We start from the raw sequence: 16,947 nt of genomic DNA on the forward strand, positions 1-16,947 counted from the left end.
TCCCCGCTTCGCCCCGACCTATTGACCAAATTTCGGGATCGGATGGTCAGACAGCGCCACATGAATCGTTTTTAACTCGGTGTAAAACTCGAAACTGTAGTGGCCACCTTCCCGGCCGATCCCGCTAAGTTTGCTCCCGCCAAAGGGAGTGCGCAGATCTCGGACATTCTGGGAATTGACCCACACCATTCCCGCCTCCAGACCCAGAGCCATCCGGTTCGCCCGGTCCAGATCCTTTGTCCATACGTAAGCTGCAAGGCCGTATTTCACATCGTTCGCCATCCGGAGGGCTTCGTCTTCCGAATCGAAGGGGATCACTGTCATAACGGGGCCAAAAATCTCTTCTTGGGCGATCCTCATATCGTTTCTCACATCCACGAACAAGGTGGGCTGCAAATAATTCCCCCGGGGGAATCCCGGATGCCTGGCCCCTCCCACCAACATTTTCGCCCCTTCCTCCTGCCCCAGGGCGATATACCCCATCACCCGCTCCAAATGATCGGCGTGAATCAGCGGCCCCACTTCGGTGCGGTCGTCCATGGGGTCTCCCACCCGAAGATTTCGCACCCGGGAAGCCAGGGCGTCCACGAAGCGATCGTACAGATCCCGCTGGACGAACACCCGGGAGCCAGCGGTGCACCGCTCTCCATTCAGGGAGAACAGGCCGAAGATCGCCGCGTCCACTGCCCGGTCAAAATCGGCGTCCGCAAAGACCACCACCGGGGACTTGCCGCCGAGTTCCATGGAAAAACGTTTCAGCGTGTCTGCACCATTTTTCATGATCAACTGGCCGGTGACCGTTTCCCCGGTAAAAGAGATAAGCTGAACACCAGGATGCTTCACCAAGGCATCCCCCGCGGTTTCTCCAAACCCATTGACCATGTTGAACACGCCGGCGGGCAGCTCCGTCTCGTGGATGATCTGGCTCAGGGCAAAAGCCGTCAAGGGCGACCATTCCGCCGGTTTGAGAACGCAGGTGTTGCCCGACGCCAGACACGGAGCGATCTTCCAGGTCTCCAGCATCAAAGGCGTGTTCCAAGGCGTAATGAGCCCGGCCACCCCCACCGGGCGGCGAACGGTATAGTTCAGGAATCGATTGTCCAAGGGGTATGACTCTCCGGTGATGCGAACGGCCATTTCCGCAAAAAAATCAAAGTTCTGGGCCGCCCGCTCGATCTGCCCCTTCGTCTGGTGGATCGGGATTCCAGTGTCAAGAGACTCCAGATATGCCATTTCGGCGCTGCGCCGGCGCAACCCTTCGGCGATCGCCCGGAGAAACCGGGCCCGTTCCGCCGCCTTGAGCCGCGGCCAGGGGCCTTCATCGAAGGCCCGGCGGGCGGCAGCCACCGCCCGGTCCACATCCTCGGCCAGCCCTTCGGCCACTTCGGTGATCACCTCGCCGGTAGCCGGATTGACTGTTGGGAACACGCGGCCTGACACGCCGTCGGTAAACGCGCCTCCAATGTAGTGCTTAATCGGCAAAATCGTCTCCTGGGTCACCGCTGCTCCCCCCTCTGTAAAGTCTCCTCCGCCACAACCCAATTCTCCAATGTCCCAACTCCCGGGATCTCCAATCTCATGCGGTCTCCGGGCTCCACCCGACTGATCCCCTTGGGCGTGCCGGTGAGGATCAGGTCCCCGGGCTGAAGCGTCATGAACGAACTCAGGTAAGCAATGAGTTCCTGCACAGAATAAATCAGTTTGGATGTGTGGCCGCTCTGGCGCAGCTCCCCGTTGACGTAGGCAGCCAGGTCCAGATCGTTCGGATCCGGAATCTCCTCTCGATCCACGAGAAACGGTCCCACCGGGCCAAAGGTGTCCCATCCCTTTGCCCGAATGGGCGGGCGGTACATATCCCGGATAAAATCCCGCACCGTGACATCATTCACCACGGTGTAACCACCGACCCAATCCAGGGCTCTAGATTCCGGGATTCTCCGGCCGGGACGTCCGATGACCACTCCCAACTCTACCTCGTAGTGCATAAACCGCACTCCACTCGGATACACCACCGGCGTTCGGTGCCCGGTCAGACTTGTGGGAGGTTTGAAGAACAACACCGGTTCCGGGGGTTTCTCCAGTCCAAGCTCCTCAGCATGGTCCGCGTAATTCAGTGCGAGACCAATAATCTTGCTCGGCTGGACCGGGGGCAGCCAGACCACCCTTTCGGGGTCGTGATCCCGCCCCGCCTCATCCCATAAAGCGCCGTCCTTCCACTCTCCATCGTGGATCCGGCCGTCCGCTATGAATCTCGCTCGCTTCATGATTCACTCCGTTCCTTCGCCAACAGGCCGTACTTGGCCAGTACGGTGCGAATCTTTTCTTGGTTCTCCGGCGACGGTTCACACAGAGGCGGCCGTAGCCTCGGGTGAATCATCCCCGCTAACCCCATGGCATATTTGAGAGGCCCAGGATTGGTTTCCACGAACAGGACGTCGTTCAATTCGAGAAGCTGGTAGTGCAAATCCCGGGCTTCTTCCCAGCGCCCGGCGGCGGTGAGATCGTATAGCCGCGCAACCTCACCAGGGAGAAGATTCGCCGTAGCACTGACGTGACCCGCTCCCCCCAGACACAACATGGGGTAACACAGGGTTTCGATCCCCGAGTAGACGAGAAAGTCTCGGCCACTCAAATGAAGCACCCAACTCACTTGCTCAAAATTCTTGTTCGATTCCTTGATCCCGATAATGTTCTTGCTCTCTCGCCGGAGCCGGGCCACGGTACCGGGCTCCATGTTGGCCGCCGTCCGGCCCGGAATGTTGTAGATGATGACGGGAATATCGACCTCGTCCGCCAACGCCCGAAAATACCGATACAGTCCCTCCTGGCTCGGGCGGTTATAGTACGGAACGATGACCAAAGCGGCATCGGCGCCCAGTCGCTGGGCGTGCCGGGTGAGTCTCAGGGTTTCTTCGTAATTGTTCGTTCCCGTCCCGGGAACCACCGGCACCCGGCCTCCCGCGTGACGAATAGCCGTCTCGATCACGTATTCCCGCTCCTCCAGGGATAGAGAACTGGGTTCACCGGTGGTTCCGGTACAAGAGATTCCGTGACTTCCGGATTCGATCTGAAAGTCGATGAGCCTCTGAAAGGTTTTCTCGTCAAAGCGACCTTCCTCATCAAAGGGCGTAACCAAAGGGACGATCGACCCCTTGAGTCTGTCGATGTCCGTGGACATGGGTCAACCTCCTTCCCTTTGCCAGATCTGAAAGGCTTCCACAGTCCGCAGTTTGTGCCGGCGCACAAAGGTTTCGATCTCTTCGGGGGCCGCCTGCGCCGCGAGAAGCTCATAGATTCGGCGGTGCTCCGCCAAAGACTCCTCACCTCGCCCGGGAATCACCATGAAAATATTGCGGCGCACGGCGTCCACCTTGGCTCTCAAATTGCGAATGTTGTCCAGCAGACAGGCATTCCCGCACCTCTGAACGGTCACCCAGTGAAATTCCCGGTTCAGCCGGCCAAATTCCATAAAATCCATTCCCGCCAAGGCCCTTTCCATCTCCAAGAGCATCTCCTGAAGTTGCCCTAGATCTTCTTTGGTCAGATGGGGGCTTGCCGCCGACGCGGCGTATCCTTCCAGTACGGCGAGTACGGACAACGTCTCCACGTAGGCTTCGGGATTGATCGGCGCCACCCGCACCCCGCTGTACCGTTGGTACTGCACCAAGCCCTCCGCCTCCAACCGCCGGATTGCCTCCCGGACGGGGGTCTGGCTCACTCCGAGTTCCCTGGACAACTCGTCGATGATGAAGCGATGCCCCGGGCCGTACCGCCCTTCCAAAATCCGCTGCCGAATTGTCTGATAGGCCACTTCTTGCTTGTTGACGCCCGTTTCAAGTCCCTGTTTCATATCTCAAATTATATAGGATAAAATATAGGATCGTCAATGAAAAATCACGTCGATTCAATCATGCGCGATCTGCGGCGGAAGAACCATCGTCTCCGGAGCCGTCACGGGCAACAACTCTCCGGTAAGCACCGATTCCACCGCCATGGCCTCATTGAACCATCGCCTCGGGGCCGCCGCTCCCCAGAATGTCTGCCGCATGGGATCGCTAATCTTCCACTGCACTGGACGCCAATCCGGATCGGCGATCAAATAATCCCCGGTGAACAGCTCAATGCGATTCCCATCTGGGTCCCGGAGATATAGGAAAAACGCATTGGTGGTTCCATGCCGACCCGGTCCTCGCTCGATGTTTGTGTAATACCCTTTTGCAGCGAGAACATCGGCAATGCGGAGGATGTGCTCCCGACCGTCCACGACAAAAGAGGCGTGATGGATCTGAGGTCCCGTGCCCATGGAGATCGCCAGATCGTGAGAGGTCGCCTTGCGCCTCAACCAGCTTCCCCACAGCCTGGGCGGGTCATCATCGGTCACCGTATATTCAGAACACTGAAACCCAAGTTCCCCGGTGTACCAATCGTAGGCCCGCTGAACTTCTGGAGTGAAAAAGTTGACATGATCGATGCGCAGGATATTGGCGCCCCGGTGCAAATCGAAGCGCTGGAGGTACCACTCCACCTCTTCCATTCCGGCGAAAAACTCAACGGGAAATCCAAAGGGATCCTGGACCCGAAAGGCCAACCCCTGGCCTTGTTCCTCCCCATCCTCCATCCAGCGCACAGTCAGCCCTTGGCCTTCCATAAAGGTCGCCGCCGCCCTCACCTCGTCGTCCGAGCGAACCCGAAAAGCCACGTGTGACACTCCGGGGGATGGGGATTTCGTCAACACGAGGGAATGATGAAATCGGTCCTCATATCCCCGCAAATACATCCGCCGTTCATCCGAAGCCGTCTCCACAAACCCGAGGGTTTCGACATAAAAGGCCCGGGCGCGGTCGAGATCGGTCACGCGGTACTCCACATGGGCGGTTCGCAGGATTTCAAAATCCCTCACGGTGTTCACTCCTCCCGTCAGTCGTCATTGCGATACAAAAACTGCCTCACCCGCTTTTTGATGTCTTCGTGGTCATACCACTGGTACAATGCGCCGGCCATGCGAACCGGGTCGCCGAAGAAAAACCGTTCATACAACACCTGCCGGCCTCCAAAGGTGCTGACGGCGATGTCCCAAGCGAGCCGGAACAAACGAATCCGCTCGTCGGCATTGGCGTTGCGGCCCTGGTAATAGTGATCGATATCCGGGCGAATGGGACTGTTCATGTCCGCTTCGGTGGGAATGGCCATCAGACCCCCGGCTCCCAGCAACTGCAGAATCTCGACCAGTTTCGGGTAGATCCGGGGGAAGAGATTGCGCGCTGCGTTCAGCGGCTTGAAATCCGGAGTCATAATCCCCCAGCGATCGACCGAGGCGTCCACTTCGCTCGCCCTCTGGAAGGCTTTCATGGCCTCCACGGTCATGATGATCTTCGCAAGTTTCTCTTGAACGTGTTGGAATTGTCCGATTCCGATCATGTCGGTCATCAGGCTGGCGACGCCGAGGATAAATTCGGCTTTGGCGATGTCTTTCACCATCACCTGGTACGTCATGTGGACCACGGCGTTGGTCTCCATGTACATCCGGTTTGCAAGCTCCGGGCTGTCCAACAGGAACACGCGGTCCCAGGGCACCAACACATCGTCGAAAACCACGACGGCATCCATTTCTTCGAAACGGGCTCCAAGGGGATGGTCAAAAGCCGGTTTTCCGTAATCGAAGGTTTCCCGGCACAGGAACCGCAGCCCCGGCGTGCTGAGAGGTACCGCAAAAGCGTAAGCGTAGGGCCGGTCTTCCTCGGTGGATCGCACCACTGTGGATGGGAAGACCAAAAGTTCATCCGCCAAGGGCAGGGTAGCCAGCATCCGCGCCCCCCGGACAATGATCCCGTCTTTCGTTTTGTCCACTACCCGGGCGGCCACGTAGGGATCCGGCTGGCCGGCGGCCCCCGCTGCCCGGTTCACCTGGGGGTGAATCAACGTATGAGTCGTGCACAGATCATTCTCCCGGACATACTCGTAATAAGCCCGGATATTTTCCCCAAACCGCGGATCGTTTTCGGCGAAAAAGTCTGACGCGGCGGCCAAAGCCATGAGGTCGCTGTTGAGGTAATCCGGGGACCGCCCCATCATGCCTCCGGAATAGTCCGCCCAATGTTTCATCATCGTGCGCCGTTTGATCAGATCCTCCACCGTCTTCGGTTGGAGAAACGACATGCCCACCCGCTCTCCGCTTTTCGGGGAGATGTACGTCATCTCATCGATCAAGGCCGGATCATTCTGCATATCATACAAATGCGCGACACTTCTGGCGATGTTCCGAAACGCCGGGTGCTTGGTGATCCCTTCAGTGATCTTTTCCCCGTCGATCCAGATCTCCCGCGGGTTCCGATCCAAATCGTCCAAGTACTGTTGCCCTGTTCGGATCCCCATCGTTCCACTCCCCTTTTTGATAACCTGGCTTCGTATCGAATGATATACGAAATCATATATCTTGTCAAATCTTATTTTTCCCGTTCCTATAGAGGAGTGGAGGAAAACCGACAAATCCAGTTGGCGTGGACTTATAAAAAAAAGCCCCGGGGAAACCCGGGGTCTTTTGCTTCACTTAGCATCCGTATGCCTTTCACACTTCCATGATGATGGGGAGGATCATCGGTCGGCGTCGGGTCTGCTCGTATAAAAAGCGGCCCAAAGCATCCCGGACACCCGTTTTGATCGACGACCACTCGCTGACATTCTCGGCGACCAATTTCTTCAAAGTCACCGTCACGATCCGGTTGGCCTCTTCCAGGAGTGCTTCGGACTCCCGCACATACACAAACCCTCTCGAAATAATGTCCGGGCCCGACAGGATGGTTCCATCCTGCTTGGACATCGTCACCACCACCACCAGGATGCCGTCCTGACTGAGCAGTTTCCGATCCCGGAGCACAATATTGCCCACGTCCCCGACGCCGAGCCCGTCGATCAGGACGGCCCCGGCGGTGACCTTTCCGGCCTGGCGCGCCTCGCCCCCCTGGAATTCCATCACATCTCCGTTATCCAGAATGAAAATCCGGTCCTCGGGCACCCCGGTGGCCTGGGCGAGCTCCGAATGAATCTTCAACATGCGAAACTCGCCGTGTACAGGAATAAAATACTTAGGCCGCACCAGGTTCAACATCAGTTTCAATTCCTCCTGGCTGCCGTGGCCAGATACGTGCACCCCCGAGACCTGTTGATAAATGACGTTGGCGCCAATACGAAACAGCTGGTCGATGGTGCGGGCGATGTCTTTCTCGTTCCCCGGAATCGGGGAAGCCGCCACAATCACCGTATCCCCGGGGACGATCTCCACTTTTCGATGCGTGGCCCTGGCCATGCGCGTGAGCGCGGACATGGGTTCACCTTGGCTGCCCGTCGACAGAATGACGACCTTGTGAGCGGGAAGTTTTGCGATGTCGTCCGGGTCGACCATGGTTCCCTTGTTCACCCGCAGATACCCGAGTTCTACAGCGATATTGATATTGTTGACCATACTCCGCCCGACCACGCTGACTTTGCGACCATACCGTTCGGCGGCGTCGATCACCTGCTGGATGCGGTGAATATTCGACGCAAAAGTCGCTAAAATGATTCTTTTCTCCGCTTGCCGGAATACGTCATCAATGGTCTGGCCGACCACCCGTTCGGACATCGTGTAACCCGGCCGCTCGGCGTTAGTACTGTCGGACAGCAGGCAGAGCACTCCTCGCTCGCCGAGTTCTGCCAACTTGTGATAATCCGCCATTCGCCCGTCCACCGGCGTAAAATCGAACTTAAAATCCCCGGTGTGTACACAGATTCCTTCCGGACACTCCAGCGCGATCCCCACAGTATCCGGGATGCTGTGGTTCGTGTGAAAAAAAGAGACTAAGAACTGTCCGAGTTTGATCTGACTCCGGTTGGTGACCGTCACGAGCTTCGTGACATCCAAAAGGTTGTGCTCCCGAAGTTTCGCCTCCACCAAGCCCAAAGTCAGACGGGTCCCGTACACGGGTACGTTAATATGCTTTAAAACGTACGGCAACCCCCCGATGTGGTCTTCGTGACCGTGGGTCAAAACGATTCCCCGCACCCGGTTCTTGTTCTCCACCAGATACGTGACATCCGGGATGACCACGTCGATCCCCAGCATGTCCTCCTCGGGGAACTTCAAACCCGCGTCCACCACCACAATATCATTCCCATACTGGTAGGCCGTCATGTTTTTCCCGATCTCACCAAGACCTCCCAGGGGAATGATCGACAGTTTGTGATTGGACTTGCTCAATCCTGCACCTCCGAATAATTCCCGCTCCTTCGCGTAGCACGAAACGCAAAAAAGCCGCACCAAGACCGTCACGACCATTATACATGACCGAGGGGCCGGCTACAACCCTTCTCTCTCCCTGAACGACGAACCGGGGTTCCCCCCGGCTATTTGGATGCTTTCATGGAATGCAGCGCATTACGAAAATCCCGCAGGATCTTAGACTAACCTCAGTTCCTCGAGAATCCGGCGGAAATCTTCTACCATCTTCTGGGGTGCCTCCACCAGCGGCAAACGCACCGGCCCCACCGGGTATCCGACCATCGCCAACCCCGTTTTTAACAACACGGGGCTCGACGTCCAAAAAAGCCCTTCAAACAGCGGCAACAGCCGCCGGTGCCAAGATGCCGCTTCGGCGACCTGTCCTGAGAGAAACGCTTGAATCATCTGGGTCATCTCCCGCCCGACCAAGTGGGAAGCCACGCTGACGACACCGTATCCCCCCACGGCCAGGGTGGGAAGAAACAGCTTGTCATCCCCACTGTAGAGCCGAAACCCTTCCGGTGCCCGTTCCACAATCTCCGCGATCTGCCCCAGGTCACCGCCGGCTTCTTTCACGCATACAATGTTGTCCACTTCCGCAAGGCGCAGGGTCGTTGCCGCGGACAAGTTGACCCCGGTGCGGCCCGGGACGTTGTACACCATCACCGGAAGGTGGGTGGCTTCGGCCGCCGCCCGAAAATGCTGATACAGCCCCTCCTGGGAAGGCTTGTTATAATACGGGCACACCAACATGATGCCATCGACTCCGAGGGCCTCCGCCTCCCGGGTCAACGCCACCGTCGCCCGGGTGTCATTGCTGCCGGTCCCGGCGATCACCGCCGCCCTGCCCTTTGCCCGGCCGAGGACCCGTTCAAAGAGCTGTAACTTTTCCTCGTGGGACAAGGTCGGCGATTCCCCCGTCGTCCCCGCCACAACAATTCCCGTCGTCCCGGTCTCAATTAAGCGGTCCACCAACCGGTCCACCGCTGGGAGATCCAACTGCCCATCATCAGTAAACGGCGTCGCCATCGCCGTCAATAAGCGACCAAAATCCACTTTTTCTTCCCCCATCCGTTCATCGTGTTGCTTCACCGCAGGATGCCGTCCAGGCCAAACCGGCGGTGCAGCGCGCAGACCGCCCGATTCATGTCTTCCTCCCGCACCAGGCACCAGATCGTGGTGTGGCTATCCGCCGACTGTAAGATCTCAACGCCCTCTTCAGCCAGAGCTCCGACGACACGGGCCATCACGCCCGGAACCCCGGCGATGCCCGCCCCCACCACCGAAACCTTGGCACAGCCCGGAACGATCTCCGGCTCGACACCCAGGTGCCGAAGAATCTGTTCCGCTCGCCCCGCCTCCGCCTCGGAAACGGTGAACGCCACCCCCCCCGGTCCGACGTTAATGAAATCCACACTGATGCCGGCGTCAGCCATCGCCTGAAACACGGCGCGATGAACCGGAGGCGCCCCGGAGGGCTGGGCAATCTTAATCTGCACGATCCGGGAAGTTTGTGTGATGCCGGTCACCAATCGGTCGCCGGGGTCTCGCCCCTCCAGCCTTCCGTCGTCTTCAACATTGGTAACCAGGGTCCCCTCGTCATCGCTCATGGTCGCCCGGACGCGCACTGGGATATTCTTCCTCATCGCAATCTCCACGGCCCGGGGATGAATCACTTTTGCCCCTTGATAGGCGAGGTTACAAATCTCGGTGTACGTGGCCTGGGGGAGTCGCCGGGCATCCCGAACGATGCGCGGGTCTGCCGTCATGATCCCCTCCACATCCGTAAAAATATCCACGCGTTCAGCATCCAAAGCCACCCCGAGGGCCGCGGCGGTGGTATCGCTGCCCCCCCGGCCCAGAGTGGTGATTTCCCCATCAGCGGTTCGCCCCTGAAAGCCGGCCACCACCACGACGTTTCCCTGTTCTAATTCCCGAAGAATTCGGCCCGGCTTTACTTCTAGGATCGGAGCTGCACCAAATTCACTTTCGGTGACAATTCCAGCCTGGCCCCCGGTCAAGGCAGTGGCCCGAATCTTATGAGTCCTGAGGAGAGCCGCAAAACTCACCGCGGAAATAATCTCCCCGCAAGAAAGCAGGAGGTCCATTTCCCGGGGCGTACTCGCCCCGGGGGGAATGAGTCCGAGCAACGTATCCGTCGCGTAAGGAGCCCCTTGTCGCCCCATGGCCGATACCACCACCACCACCCTGAACTCTTGGGCGAGGGCCTTCTCGACGTGATGCACCGCCCATTGTCTCGGCTCATCGCCGGCCAGGGAGGTGCCGCCGAACTTCTGGACCAGGATCCGCATCAACGCAGACCTCCCTGTTCCACGAGAAGTTCGGCGATCTGCACGGCGTTGTACGCAGCTCCCTTGAGCAGGTTATCGGATACCACCCAAAGATTCAGGCCCCGGGGATGCCCGAGATCTTTGCGAATGCGCCCCACAAACACTTCGGGCCGCCCCTCGGTGTCGGCGGGCATCGGGTATTTTTGAGAAGCGGGGTCATCGAGCACCACGACCCCCGGTGCATGCTCCAAAACCCCGTAGACATCTTCGAGCTCGAAGGGCTCCTTGGTCTCCACGTAGACGGCTTCAGAGTGACCGGTTACAACCGGAACCCGCACACAAGTTGGGGTGACGAGGATCTCGGGGTCATCCAAGATTTTACGGGTTTCATTGACCATCTTCATCTCTTCTTTGGTAAAGCCATTGTCCTCGAACACGTCGATCTGGGGAAGGACGTTGAAAGCGATGGAGTGGTGCACGGGCAGGCTCGACACCGGGAGAATCTCCGCCGGGCGCTTCTCGCCGGATAGCTGCAACCGGGTTAACGTCATCAATTCCTCCACTGCCCGGGCTCCGGCCCCGGACACCGCTTGGTACGTGGAAACGATGATTCGTTCGATTCCAAAGCGGTCGTAAATGGGTTTAAGGGCCACCACCATCTGGATTGTGGAGCAGTTTGGATTGGCGATGATCCCATGGTGCCCAAGGGCCGCCCGGCCGTTCACTTCGGGTACCACGAGGGGAACTTCGGGATCCATGCGAAAAGCACTGGAGTTGTCGATGACGACGGCTCCCCGCCGGGCCGCCTCGGGAGACAAGGCGCGACTCGTTTTGGCCCCAGCGCTGAACAAAGCGATATCCACCCCTTTGAAGGCCTCGGGCTGGGCTTCCACGACGGTCACGTTCTCTCCTCGAAACGTCACCGACTTTCCCGCCGATCGCGATGAGGCCATGGGCACCAGGGTTTTAACGGGGAAACGTCGGGCTTCCAGCGTTTCGATCATCTTCCGCCCTACGGCGCCGGTTGCGCCGACGACGGCCACGGTGAGTTCCTCGGTCATCTTTCGACAACTCCTTTAATGATAACGAAATCGTTCTATGAGTACAGGCTGTAATTGCCGCTTTTCCAAGGCCGCCTCCACGGTGGGAACCAGCAAGTCCATTCTCGCCACCAGCGAATTCATCTTCCGATCGGGATCGTCCTGCCCAAAGGGAACAAAAAAGATGTTTTTCGTCGCCATCAACCGGGCCAGGTTGACCATGTTCAACCCCAATCCATCGTTCGTCGAGACCGCCACCACCACGGGCCGATCATTGCGCAATGTGGCCTTCGCCGCCATGAGTACCGGGGAATCGGTGATGGCATTGGCCAGGCGGCTTAACGTGTTTCCCGTACACGGGGCGATCACCAGAACGTCCAGGGCTTTGGAAGGTCCGAGGGGCTCCGCGTCCACAATGCGATCAATCACTTTCGTTCCCGTTGTCTCCTCGATCTTAGCCAGCCAAGACGACGCCTCCCAGAATCGAGTGTCTGTAGAAGACACGGTGCCAGAAACAATCGGGACCACTCGGCACCCTTTCTCCACAAAATGAACAAGCTCCGGAAAGACGGCATCATACGTGCAGTGGGAGCCGGTGATGGCAAAGCCGACCGTTTTCCCTTCGAGTTCCAAGCTCGATACCCCCATCAGCCGGATTCCCAGATGTACCGGGACAGCGTTCCCGCTAAGATCTGGCCGGCCGTCTTTGGGGCGACGATGCCGGGAAGGCTCGGCGCGAGCAGGGCTCGAATGCCTCGACGCTGGGCATAACGAAAGTCAGTGCCCCCGGGTTTCGAGGCAATGTCAATGATCAGGCAGTTCCGGGGCACCCGGGCAAGAATGTCAGCTGTCAGGACCGGAGCCGGGATCGTGTTGAAAATGATCTCGGTGTCTCCGACCTGGTCCCCCAGATCTTTCATCGGAAAGGCCGTCAACCCCATCTCCCGGATGCGGGCGAGGTCAGCCGGTTTGCGCGCCCCCGCCTTCACTTTTGCGCCCATGGCCGCCAAGGTCCTGGCCAGGGTTATTCCGCACCGGCCGAATCCCAAAACCATGGATCGGGACCCGTGAATGGTGATGTCGGTGTTCTCCATGGCCATCTGTATGGCGCCTTCCGCCGTGGGAATGGAGTTCAGAATCGCCACCTCGTCCAGATCCATCAACTTCACCAAGCGAAGTCCGTGTCGTCGGCAGATCTGTTCGAGGTAAGGACCCGCGATGCCGGAAAACACTTGGCAATAACTCGGCAGCACCGAAAAGTGTTCATCCTGGAGGCGAATCCGCCCCGCGCTGTACGCAGAGTCCGCATACCCCTCCTCGTCGAGACCGGCCAGGGGCAACACCAATGCGTCCACATCCGCCAATGTTTCGACGGTGAGGCCCACCTTCTCCGCACCGGGAATCTCTGTTTCCAATCGGTCGAACCCCATCAGTACAGCCCCGGCATCCAGTTCGATGAGGTGCCGGATCACCTCAAGGATACGGGCGTCGCCGCCGACAAAGGCAACTTTCTTTCCCGTCAACATCCGGGCAGACTCCTTTCACCACATTTTACGCGATCGGCGCAGAATTGCAAGATTTGAAGATTCGCGATCCGCCTCCCGGCCGTCGTCCCCGGGAGTATCCTATGCATCCGGCTGGGCACCCGTGAAACCGCCTTGGTTTTCGTCCATTCTCGGATCGTTGAGGGGTTGGTTGGGGTCCCGATGTTCCCCCGACCGAATCCTCCGACGATCCAGAAGGCACACGTCCGCCCCGATGTGTTGTACAGCCTGCCACGGGATGTCCACATAACTACGCTTCCGTCCCCACCGGCCCTGGACCCGGACTCGCAAAGCGATGACCCGCCCGTCGTCATCCAATATGAGATCGACATCCGCAAGGTCGCCGAGACACCGCCCATCTGCCGTATCAATAATTTTTCGCCCCACAACCTCACTCCAGCGCACCCTCATCCCCTCCTGCCTAGCCCATATGCAGGGGCGCGCAAAAACAGAACGGAGCGCCCCGGTGCCTAAAAGCGCGCTCCGTCAACCTTTGAATGGATTGGCTCCCTCCATGTCCTGAACCGCCGCCTTCACCGCCCGCATGCCGTCGGCCACCGCCGAAGCGACACCCGTATAGGGAGCCGGGGTACACACATCCCCCGCTGCATAGATGCCGGGTAGGGAAGTCCTCCCCCACCGATCCACCGCCACTACGCCGTAAGAATCCAGGCGAGGAAGGCCGTGGATCCCCTCGAGATTCGGCTCGGTACCGATCCGAACAAAAACTCCCGCAGCAGGGACCTCGATCTCTCCTGCGCCTCCGAGCCGAATCCTGACGCTTTGGGTCTGGTCACTCCCTTGGATGGCTACCGCCCAGGCCGGGGCCATAACGGTGATGCCGGGATGCCGAAACACGCGCTCCCGCCATTCCCGGCGGGCCCGAAAGGACGTCCTCCGATGCACGATGGTCACCTGTGCCCCCGCCTCGGCCAAGAGCCACGCCCCTTCCAGCGCCCGGTCACCTCCTCCGATGACCACCACCGGGAGATGGCGAAACCTACCGGCATCCCGGGAAGCGGACCACACTTCCCCCCGCCTTTCCATCGCCGCTTCCCCGGGAATACCCAGACGCCGAGGCCGGGCGCCAGTGGCCAATACGATGGCCTCAGCTTCCCACTCCCCGGCCGCCGTGTGAACCAGACGCCCGGCGGTGTCCACTCGAACGGGTCCTGCCGAATCGACCAGAGGTGTCCCCGAGCGCAAGAGGTGATCCACCAGGGCACGGGCCAGTTCCGGGCCCTGGACCTCCCGCCATCCCGGGTAATCTGGAATGGGGCCGCGTACTCCTCGCAACTGTCCCCCGGGTTCACCGGCCTCGATCACCACGGCCGAAAGCCCCACTCTCCTCGCCCAAATCCCCGCGCTGATCCCGGCCGGACCGGCACCCACAACGGCAAGTTCCACCTTCTGTCGCTCCGACACTCTCGCCTCCTCCTTCACCTCCCGATTCGGGAAACAACCGGTACACCAACTCCTCGAATTCCAACCAGCTCTTGACCCGGAGACAGGGGACGTGGCGATTATACGCATAATCCATTGCCACCGCCCTCCTGCCCGATCGCAGGAATGCCTCGAGGTTGTGTGGGGCATCGTCGAACAGAAGGTCTCCACATACTCGGTCTTTCCGGTGGGCGAAAATCAGATTTTTCCGCCCAATAAACGGAAGATACTGGGTCACCCACGCGTCCTTTTCTGCCATGGCACTGCGCCGGGCGCTGGTCACGATGAGGACCTCATACCGTTTTGACAGGCGCTCCAATACGTCAACAGCGTGGGGCAGGGGATCGAGATGCAAAAACATGCCGGGTTCGTTGAGATATTGATAAATTTTGCGCCCGCACTCGGGTTTTACGTATTTTTCCCATTCCCAGGTCAAGATGTCGGCCGGGGTCAGATTATCGGCCCAGTCGGCGTTATACCGGCGACACCAAGCGGACATCAAATCGACAATCACCGAATCCATGTCGATAAGGAGCGTCGTCACCGAACATTCCCCTCCGGCTCAATCAGGCGCCCCGTCGACCCGAACCCGCCTTCTCCCCGCCGGGACTCCCCGAGTTCAGACACGTAGGCCACTTCCACCCGACAGATCGGCATGACCACCAATTGGGCCACGCGCTGGCCGGGCTCGATTCGACGCGGTTGTTTCCCAAAGTTATACAAAGGCGCGTGGATCTCGCCGCGATAGTCACTGTCAATAACGCCGACCCCGTTGGCCAACCCCAACTGCTCCCGGGTCGAGAGACCGCTGCGGGCAAACACCAGGCCGACAAACTCCGGCCCCGGCAGCTCCACGGCGATGCCGGTGGGAATGAGAATCACCTCCCCGGGGTTGATTTCCAGGGGTTCGGAGATGGCCGCAGCCAGATCGAGGCCCGCAGAGCCTTCGGTCTGGTACGCCACGGGCATCGGAGGCACCCCCGACTTCTCCAGCTGCTTCACCTTGAGTTGCACCGCCCGCACCTCGCTTCTGTCCCTAGACACCTCAATCGAACAACCTTTCCAATTCCTCTCCGGGCACCGGTCCCAGCGCCGCCACGGCCGGAGCATTTCGCAAGCATTGCGCCACCCGTCGGACATCCTCCAACGTCACAGCATCGATTCGCTCCAGGGTCTCGTCCAAGGTGTAGTGCCGTCCGAGAAGCAGCTCATTCTTGCCCAATCGGGTCATTCGACTGGTGGTACTCTCCAGGCTGAGCATGAGGCTTCCTTTCACTTGTTCCTTACCGCGCTCCAGTTCTCCTTCCGTGATCCCGGACTCGGCGACATCTTCAAAAATCCGGCTTACTTCCCGAACGACCTCACCGGTATATTCGGGCGCCATTCCGGCATAGATCCCCAGGAGTCCCGTATCCCGGTACGCCGTGTGGTAGGAATAAATCGAATAAGCCATGCCCTTTTCCTCTCGAATCGACTGAAACAACCGGGAGCTCATCGTCCCGCCCAGGGCGTTGTTCAATAAGATCATAGCGTGCAAATCCTCGTGGTCCACCGGCAGGCCGGGTACGGCCAAACAGAAGTGCTCCTGCTCGGTCTGTTTCACCCGGGTGCGCCGCTCGGGCATAAAAGTCGGCGGCTCGGTGATTACTCGTTCGGCCCGGCGATTCCACGGGCCCCCGAACAACTCCTCAACAATAGCCATCACCTCGTCGGTCCGCACGTGACCGGCCACTGTAATGACCGTGTTGCTCTCGACGTATCGCTGGGACAGATAATCCACCAGGTTTTGTCGCTCGAAGGTTTGCAATGTCTGTTCGGTTCCCAGTATGTTGAACCCCAGCGGGTGATCGCCCCATACCACCGAGGCCAGGAGATCGTGAACCAGTTCGTCCGGCGTATCCTCGTACATCCGGATTTCTTCGACAATCACCTTGCGCTCTTTCGCCAATTCCTCGGGGGCAAATCGGGAGTGGAAAAACATGTCTGCCAAAGTCTCCATCGCCCGCCTAAAATGAAGGTCCAGGACCTTGGCGTAAAAACAGGTGTACTCTTTTGCCGTAAAAGCGTTCACCTGTCCTCCCACGTGATCGAACACTTCCGCCAATTCCTTGGCGGATCTTGTCTCCGTCCCCTTAAACAACATATGTTCGATAAGGTGTGAGATCCCGTTGATCTCGGGGGTTTCATGTCGGGACCCCGTCCCGACCCATATCCCCACAGAAATAGAACGGATGCCGGGAATCTCTTCCACGACCACCGTCAATCCGTTGGAGAGCTGCTGCCGGTCGATCAAGTTCATCCTCCTCGTCCACGCTACCCTTAACGCAGAACCGGCGCTTCCTAGAGCGCCGTCGCAATTCACGTCTACTATAACA

General features: G+C 58.9%; 17 protein-coding genes. All 17 read right to left on the minus strand.

Annotated features, from left to right (window positions below; genetic code table 11):
- Positions 1-18: 18 nt before the first annotated feature.
- Entirely contained in the window at positions 19-1,500 is a 1,482-nt protein-coding gene (gene hpaE / locus CVV65_RS08555) for a 5-carboxymethyl-2-hydroxymuconate semialdehyde dehydrogenase (RefSeq protein ID WP_100667766.1), read from the minus strand.
- The gene (locus CVV65_RS08560; protein WP_100667767.1) at positions 1,497-2,264 is read right to left on the minus strand and encodes a fumarylacetoacetate hydrolase family protein; all 768 of its coding nucleotides are present in this window, start codon (positions 2,262-2,264) and stop codon (positions 1,497-1,499) included. The genes hpaE and CVV65_RS08560 overlap by 4 nt, the downstream gene beginning before the upstream one ends.
- The gene (hpaI, locus tag CVV65_RS08565; protein WP_100667768.1) at positions 2,261-3,178 is read right to left on the minus strand and encodes a 2,4-dihydroxyhept-2-ene-1,7-dioic acid aldolase; all 918 of its coding nucleotides are present in this window, start codon (positions 3,176-3,178) and stop codon (positions 2,261-2,263) included. Before hpaI ends, CVV65_RS08560 begins: the two co-directional genes overlap by 4 nt.
- A 3-nt stretch (positions 3,179-3,181) precedes the next feature.
- Entirely contained in the window at positions 3,182-3,850 is a 669-nt protein-coding gene (locus tag CVV65_RS08570; RefSeq protein ID WP_100667769.1) for a GntR family transcriptional regulator, read from the minus strand.
- Positions 3,851-3,904: 54 nt separating this feature from the next.
- Complete coding sequence (gene hpaD, locus CVV65_RS08575; protein WP_100667770.1) at positions 3,905-4,900, minus strand: 3,4-dihydroxyphenylacetate 2,3-dioxygenase; 996 nt, start codon at positions 4,898-4,900, stop codon at positions 3,905-3,907.
- A gap of 17 nt (positions 4,901-4,917) precedes the next feature.
- The gene (gene hpaB, locus CVV65_RS08580; protein WP_100667771.1) at positions 4,918-6,372 is read right to left on the minus strand and encodes a 4-hydroxyphenylacetate 3-monooxygenase, oxygenase component; all 1,455 of its coding nucleotides are present in this window, start codon (positions 6,370-6,372) and stop codon (positions 4,918-4,920) included.
- 193 nt (positions 6,373-6,565) lie between these two features.
- Positions 6,566-8,233 carry a ribonuclease J gene (locus tag CVV65_RS08585; protein WP_013075568.1) on the minus strand — a complete coding sequence of 556 codons (1,668 nt, stop codon included), beginning with the start codon at positions 8,231-8,233 and terminating at the stop codon, positions 6,566-6,568.
- A gap of 198 nt (positions 8,234-8,431) precedes the next feature.
- A complete protein-coding gene (gene dapA, locus CVV65_RS08590) occupies positions 8,432-9,325 on the minus strand; it encodes a 4-hydroxy-tetrahydrodipicolinate synthase (RefSeq protein WP_198592197.1) in 894 nt (297 codons plus the stop codon).
- A gap of 17 nt (positions 9,326-9,342) precedes the next feature.
- Positions 9,343-10,566, minus strand: a complete 1,224-nt coding sequence (gene dapG, locus CVV65_RS08595) for an aspartate kinase (RefSeq protein WP_100667772.1) — start codon at positions 10,564-10,566, stop codon at positions 9,343-9,345.
- Positions 10,566-11,606 carry an aspartate-semialdehyde dehydrogenase gene (locus CVV65_RS08600; protein WP_100667773.1) on the minus strand — a complete coding sequence of 347 codons (1,041 nt, stop codon included), beginning with the start codon at positions 11,604-11,606 and terminating at the stop codon, positions 10,566-10,568. The genes dapG and CVV65_RS08600 overlap by 1 nt, the downstream gene beginning before the upstream one ends.
- A 15-nt stretch (positions 11,607-11,621) precedes the next feature.
- A complete protein-coding gene (locus tag CVV65_RS08605; protein WP_100667774.1) occupies positions 11,622-12,233 on the minus strand; it encodes a dipicolinate synthase subunit B in 612 nt (203 codons plus the stop codon).
- A complete protein-coding gene (gene dpsA, locus CVV65_RS08610; RefSeq protein ID WP_100667775.1) occupies positions 12,233-13,111 on the minus strand; it encodes a dipicolinate synthase subunit DpsA in 879 nt (292 codons plus the stop codon). The genes CVV65_RS08605 and dpsA overlap by 1 nt, the downstream gene beginning before the upstream one ends.
- A 99-nt stretch (positions 13,112-13,210) precedes the next feature.
- On the minus strand, positions 13,211-13,534 hold the full coding sequence (locus CVV65_RS08615) for a YlmC/YmxH family sporulation protein (RefSeq protein ID WP_157935443.1): 324 nt from the start codon (positions 13,532-13,534) through the stop codon (positions 13,211-13,213).
- Positions 13,535-13,615: 81 nt separating this feature from the next.
- Positions 13,616-14,554, minus strand: coding sequence for an NAD(P)/FAD-dependent oxidoreductase (locus CVV65_RS08620; protein ID WP_157935444.1), 939 nt, complete (start codon positions 14,552-14,554; stop codon positions 13,616-13,618).
- The gene (locus tag CVV65_RS08625; protein WP_100667778.1) at positions 14,439-15,116 is read right to left on the minus strand and encodes a 5' nucleotidase, NT5C type; all 678 of its coding nucleotides are present in this window, start codon (positions 15,114-15,116) and stop codon (positions 14,439-14,441) included. Before CVV65_RS08625 ends, CVV65_RS08620 begins: the two co-directional genes overlap by 116 nt.
- The gene (gene dut / locus CVV65_RS08630; RefSeq protein WP_232796566.1) at positions 15,113-15,616 is read right to left on the minus strand and encodes a dUTP diphosphatase; all 504 of its coding nucleotides are present in this window, start codon (positions 15,614-15,616) and stop codon (positions 15,113-15,115) included. The genes CVV65_RS08625 and dut overlap by 4 nt, the downstream gene beginning before the upstream one ends.
- Before the next feature lies 1 nt (position 15,617).
- Positions 15,618-16,865 (minus strand): M16 family metallopeptidase, encoded by a 1,248-nt coding sequence (locus CVV65_RS08635; protein ID WP_407928405.1) that lies wholly within the window; start codon positions 16,863-16,865, stop codon positions 15,618-15,620.
- Positions 16,866-16,947: the final 82 nt, after the last annotated feature.

The organism is Kyrpidia spormannii, from assembly GCF_002804065.1.
Classification (GTDB): Bacteria; Bacillota; Bacilli; order Kyrpidiales; family Kyrpidiaceae; genus Kyrpidia; species Kyrpidia spormannii.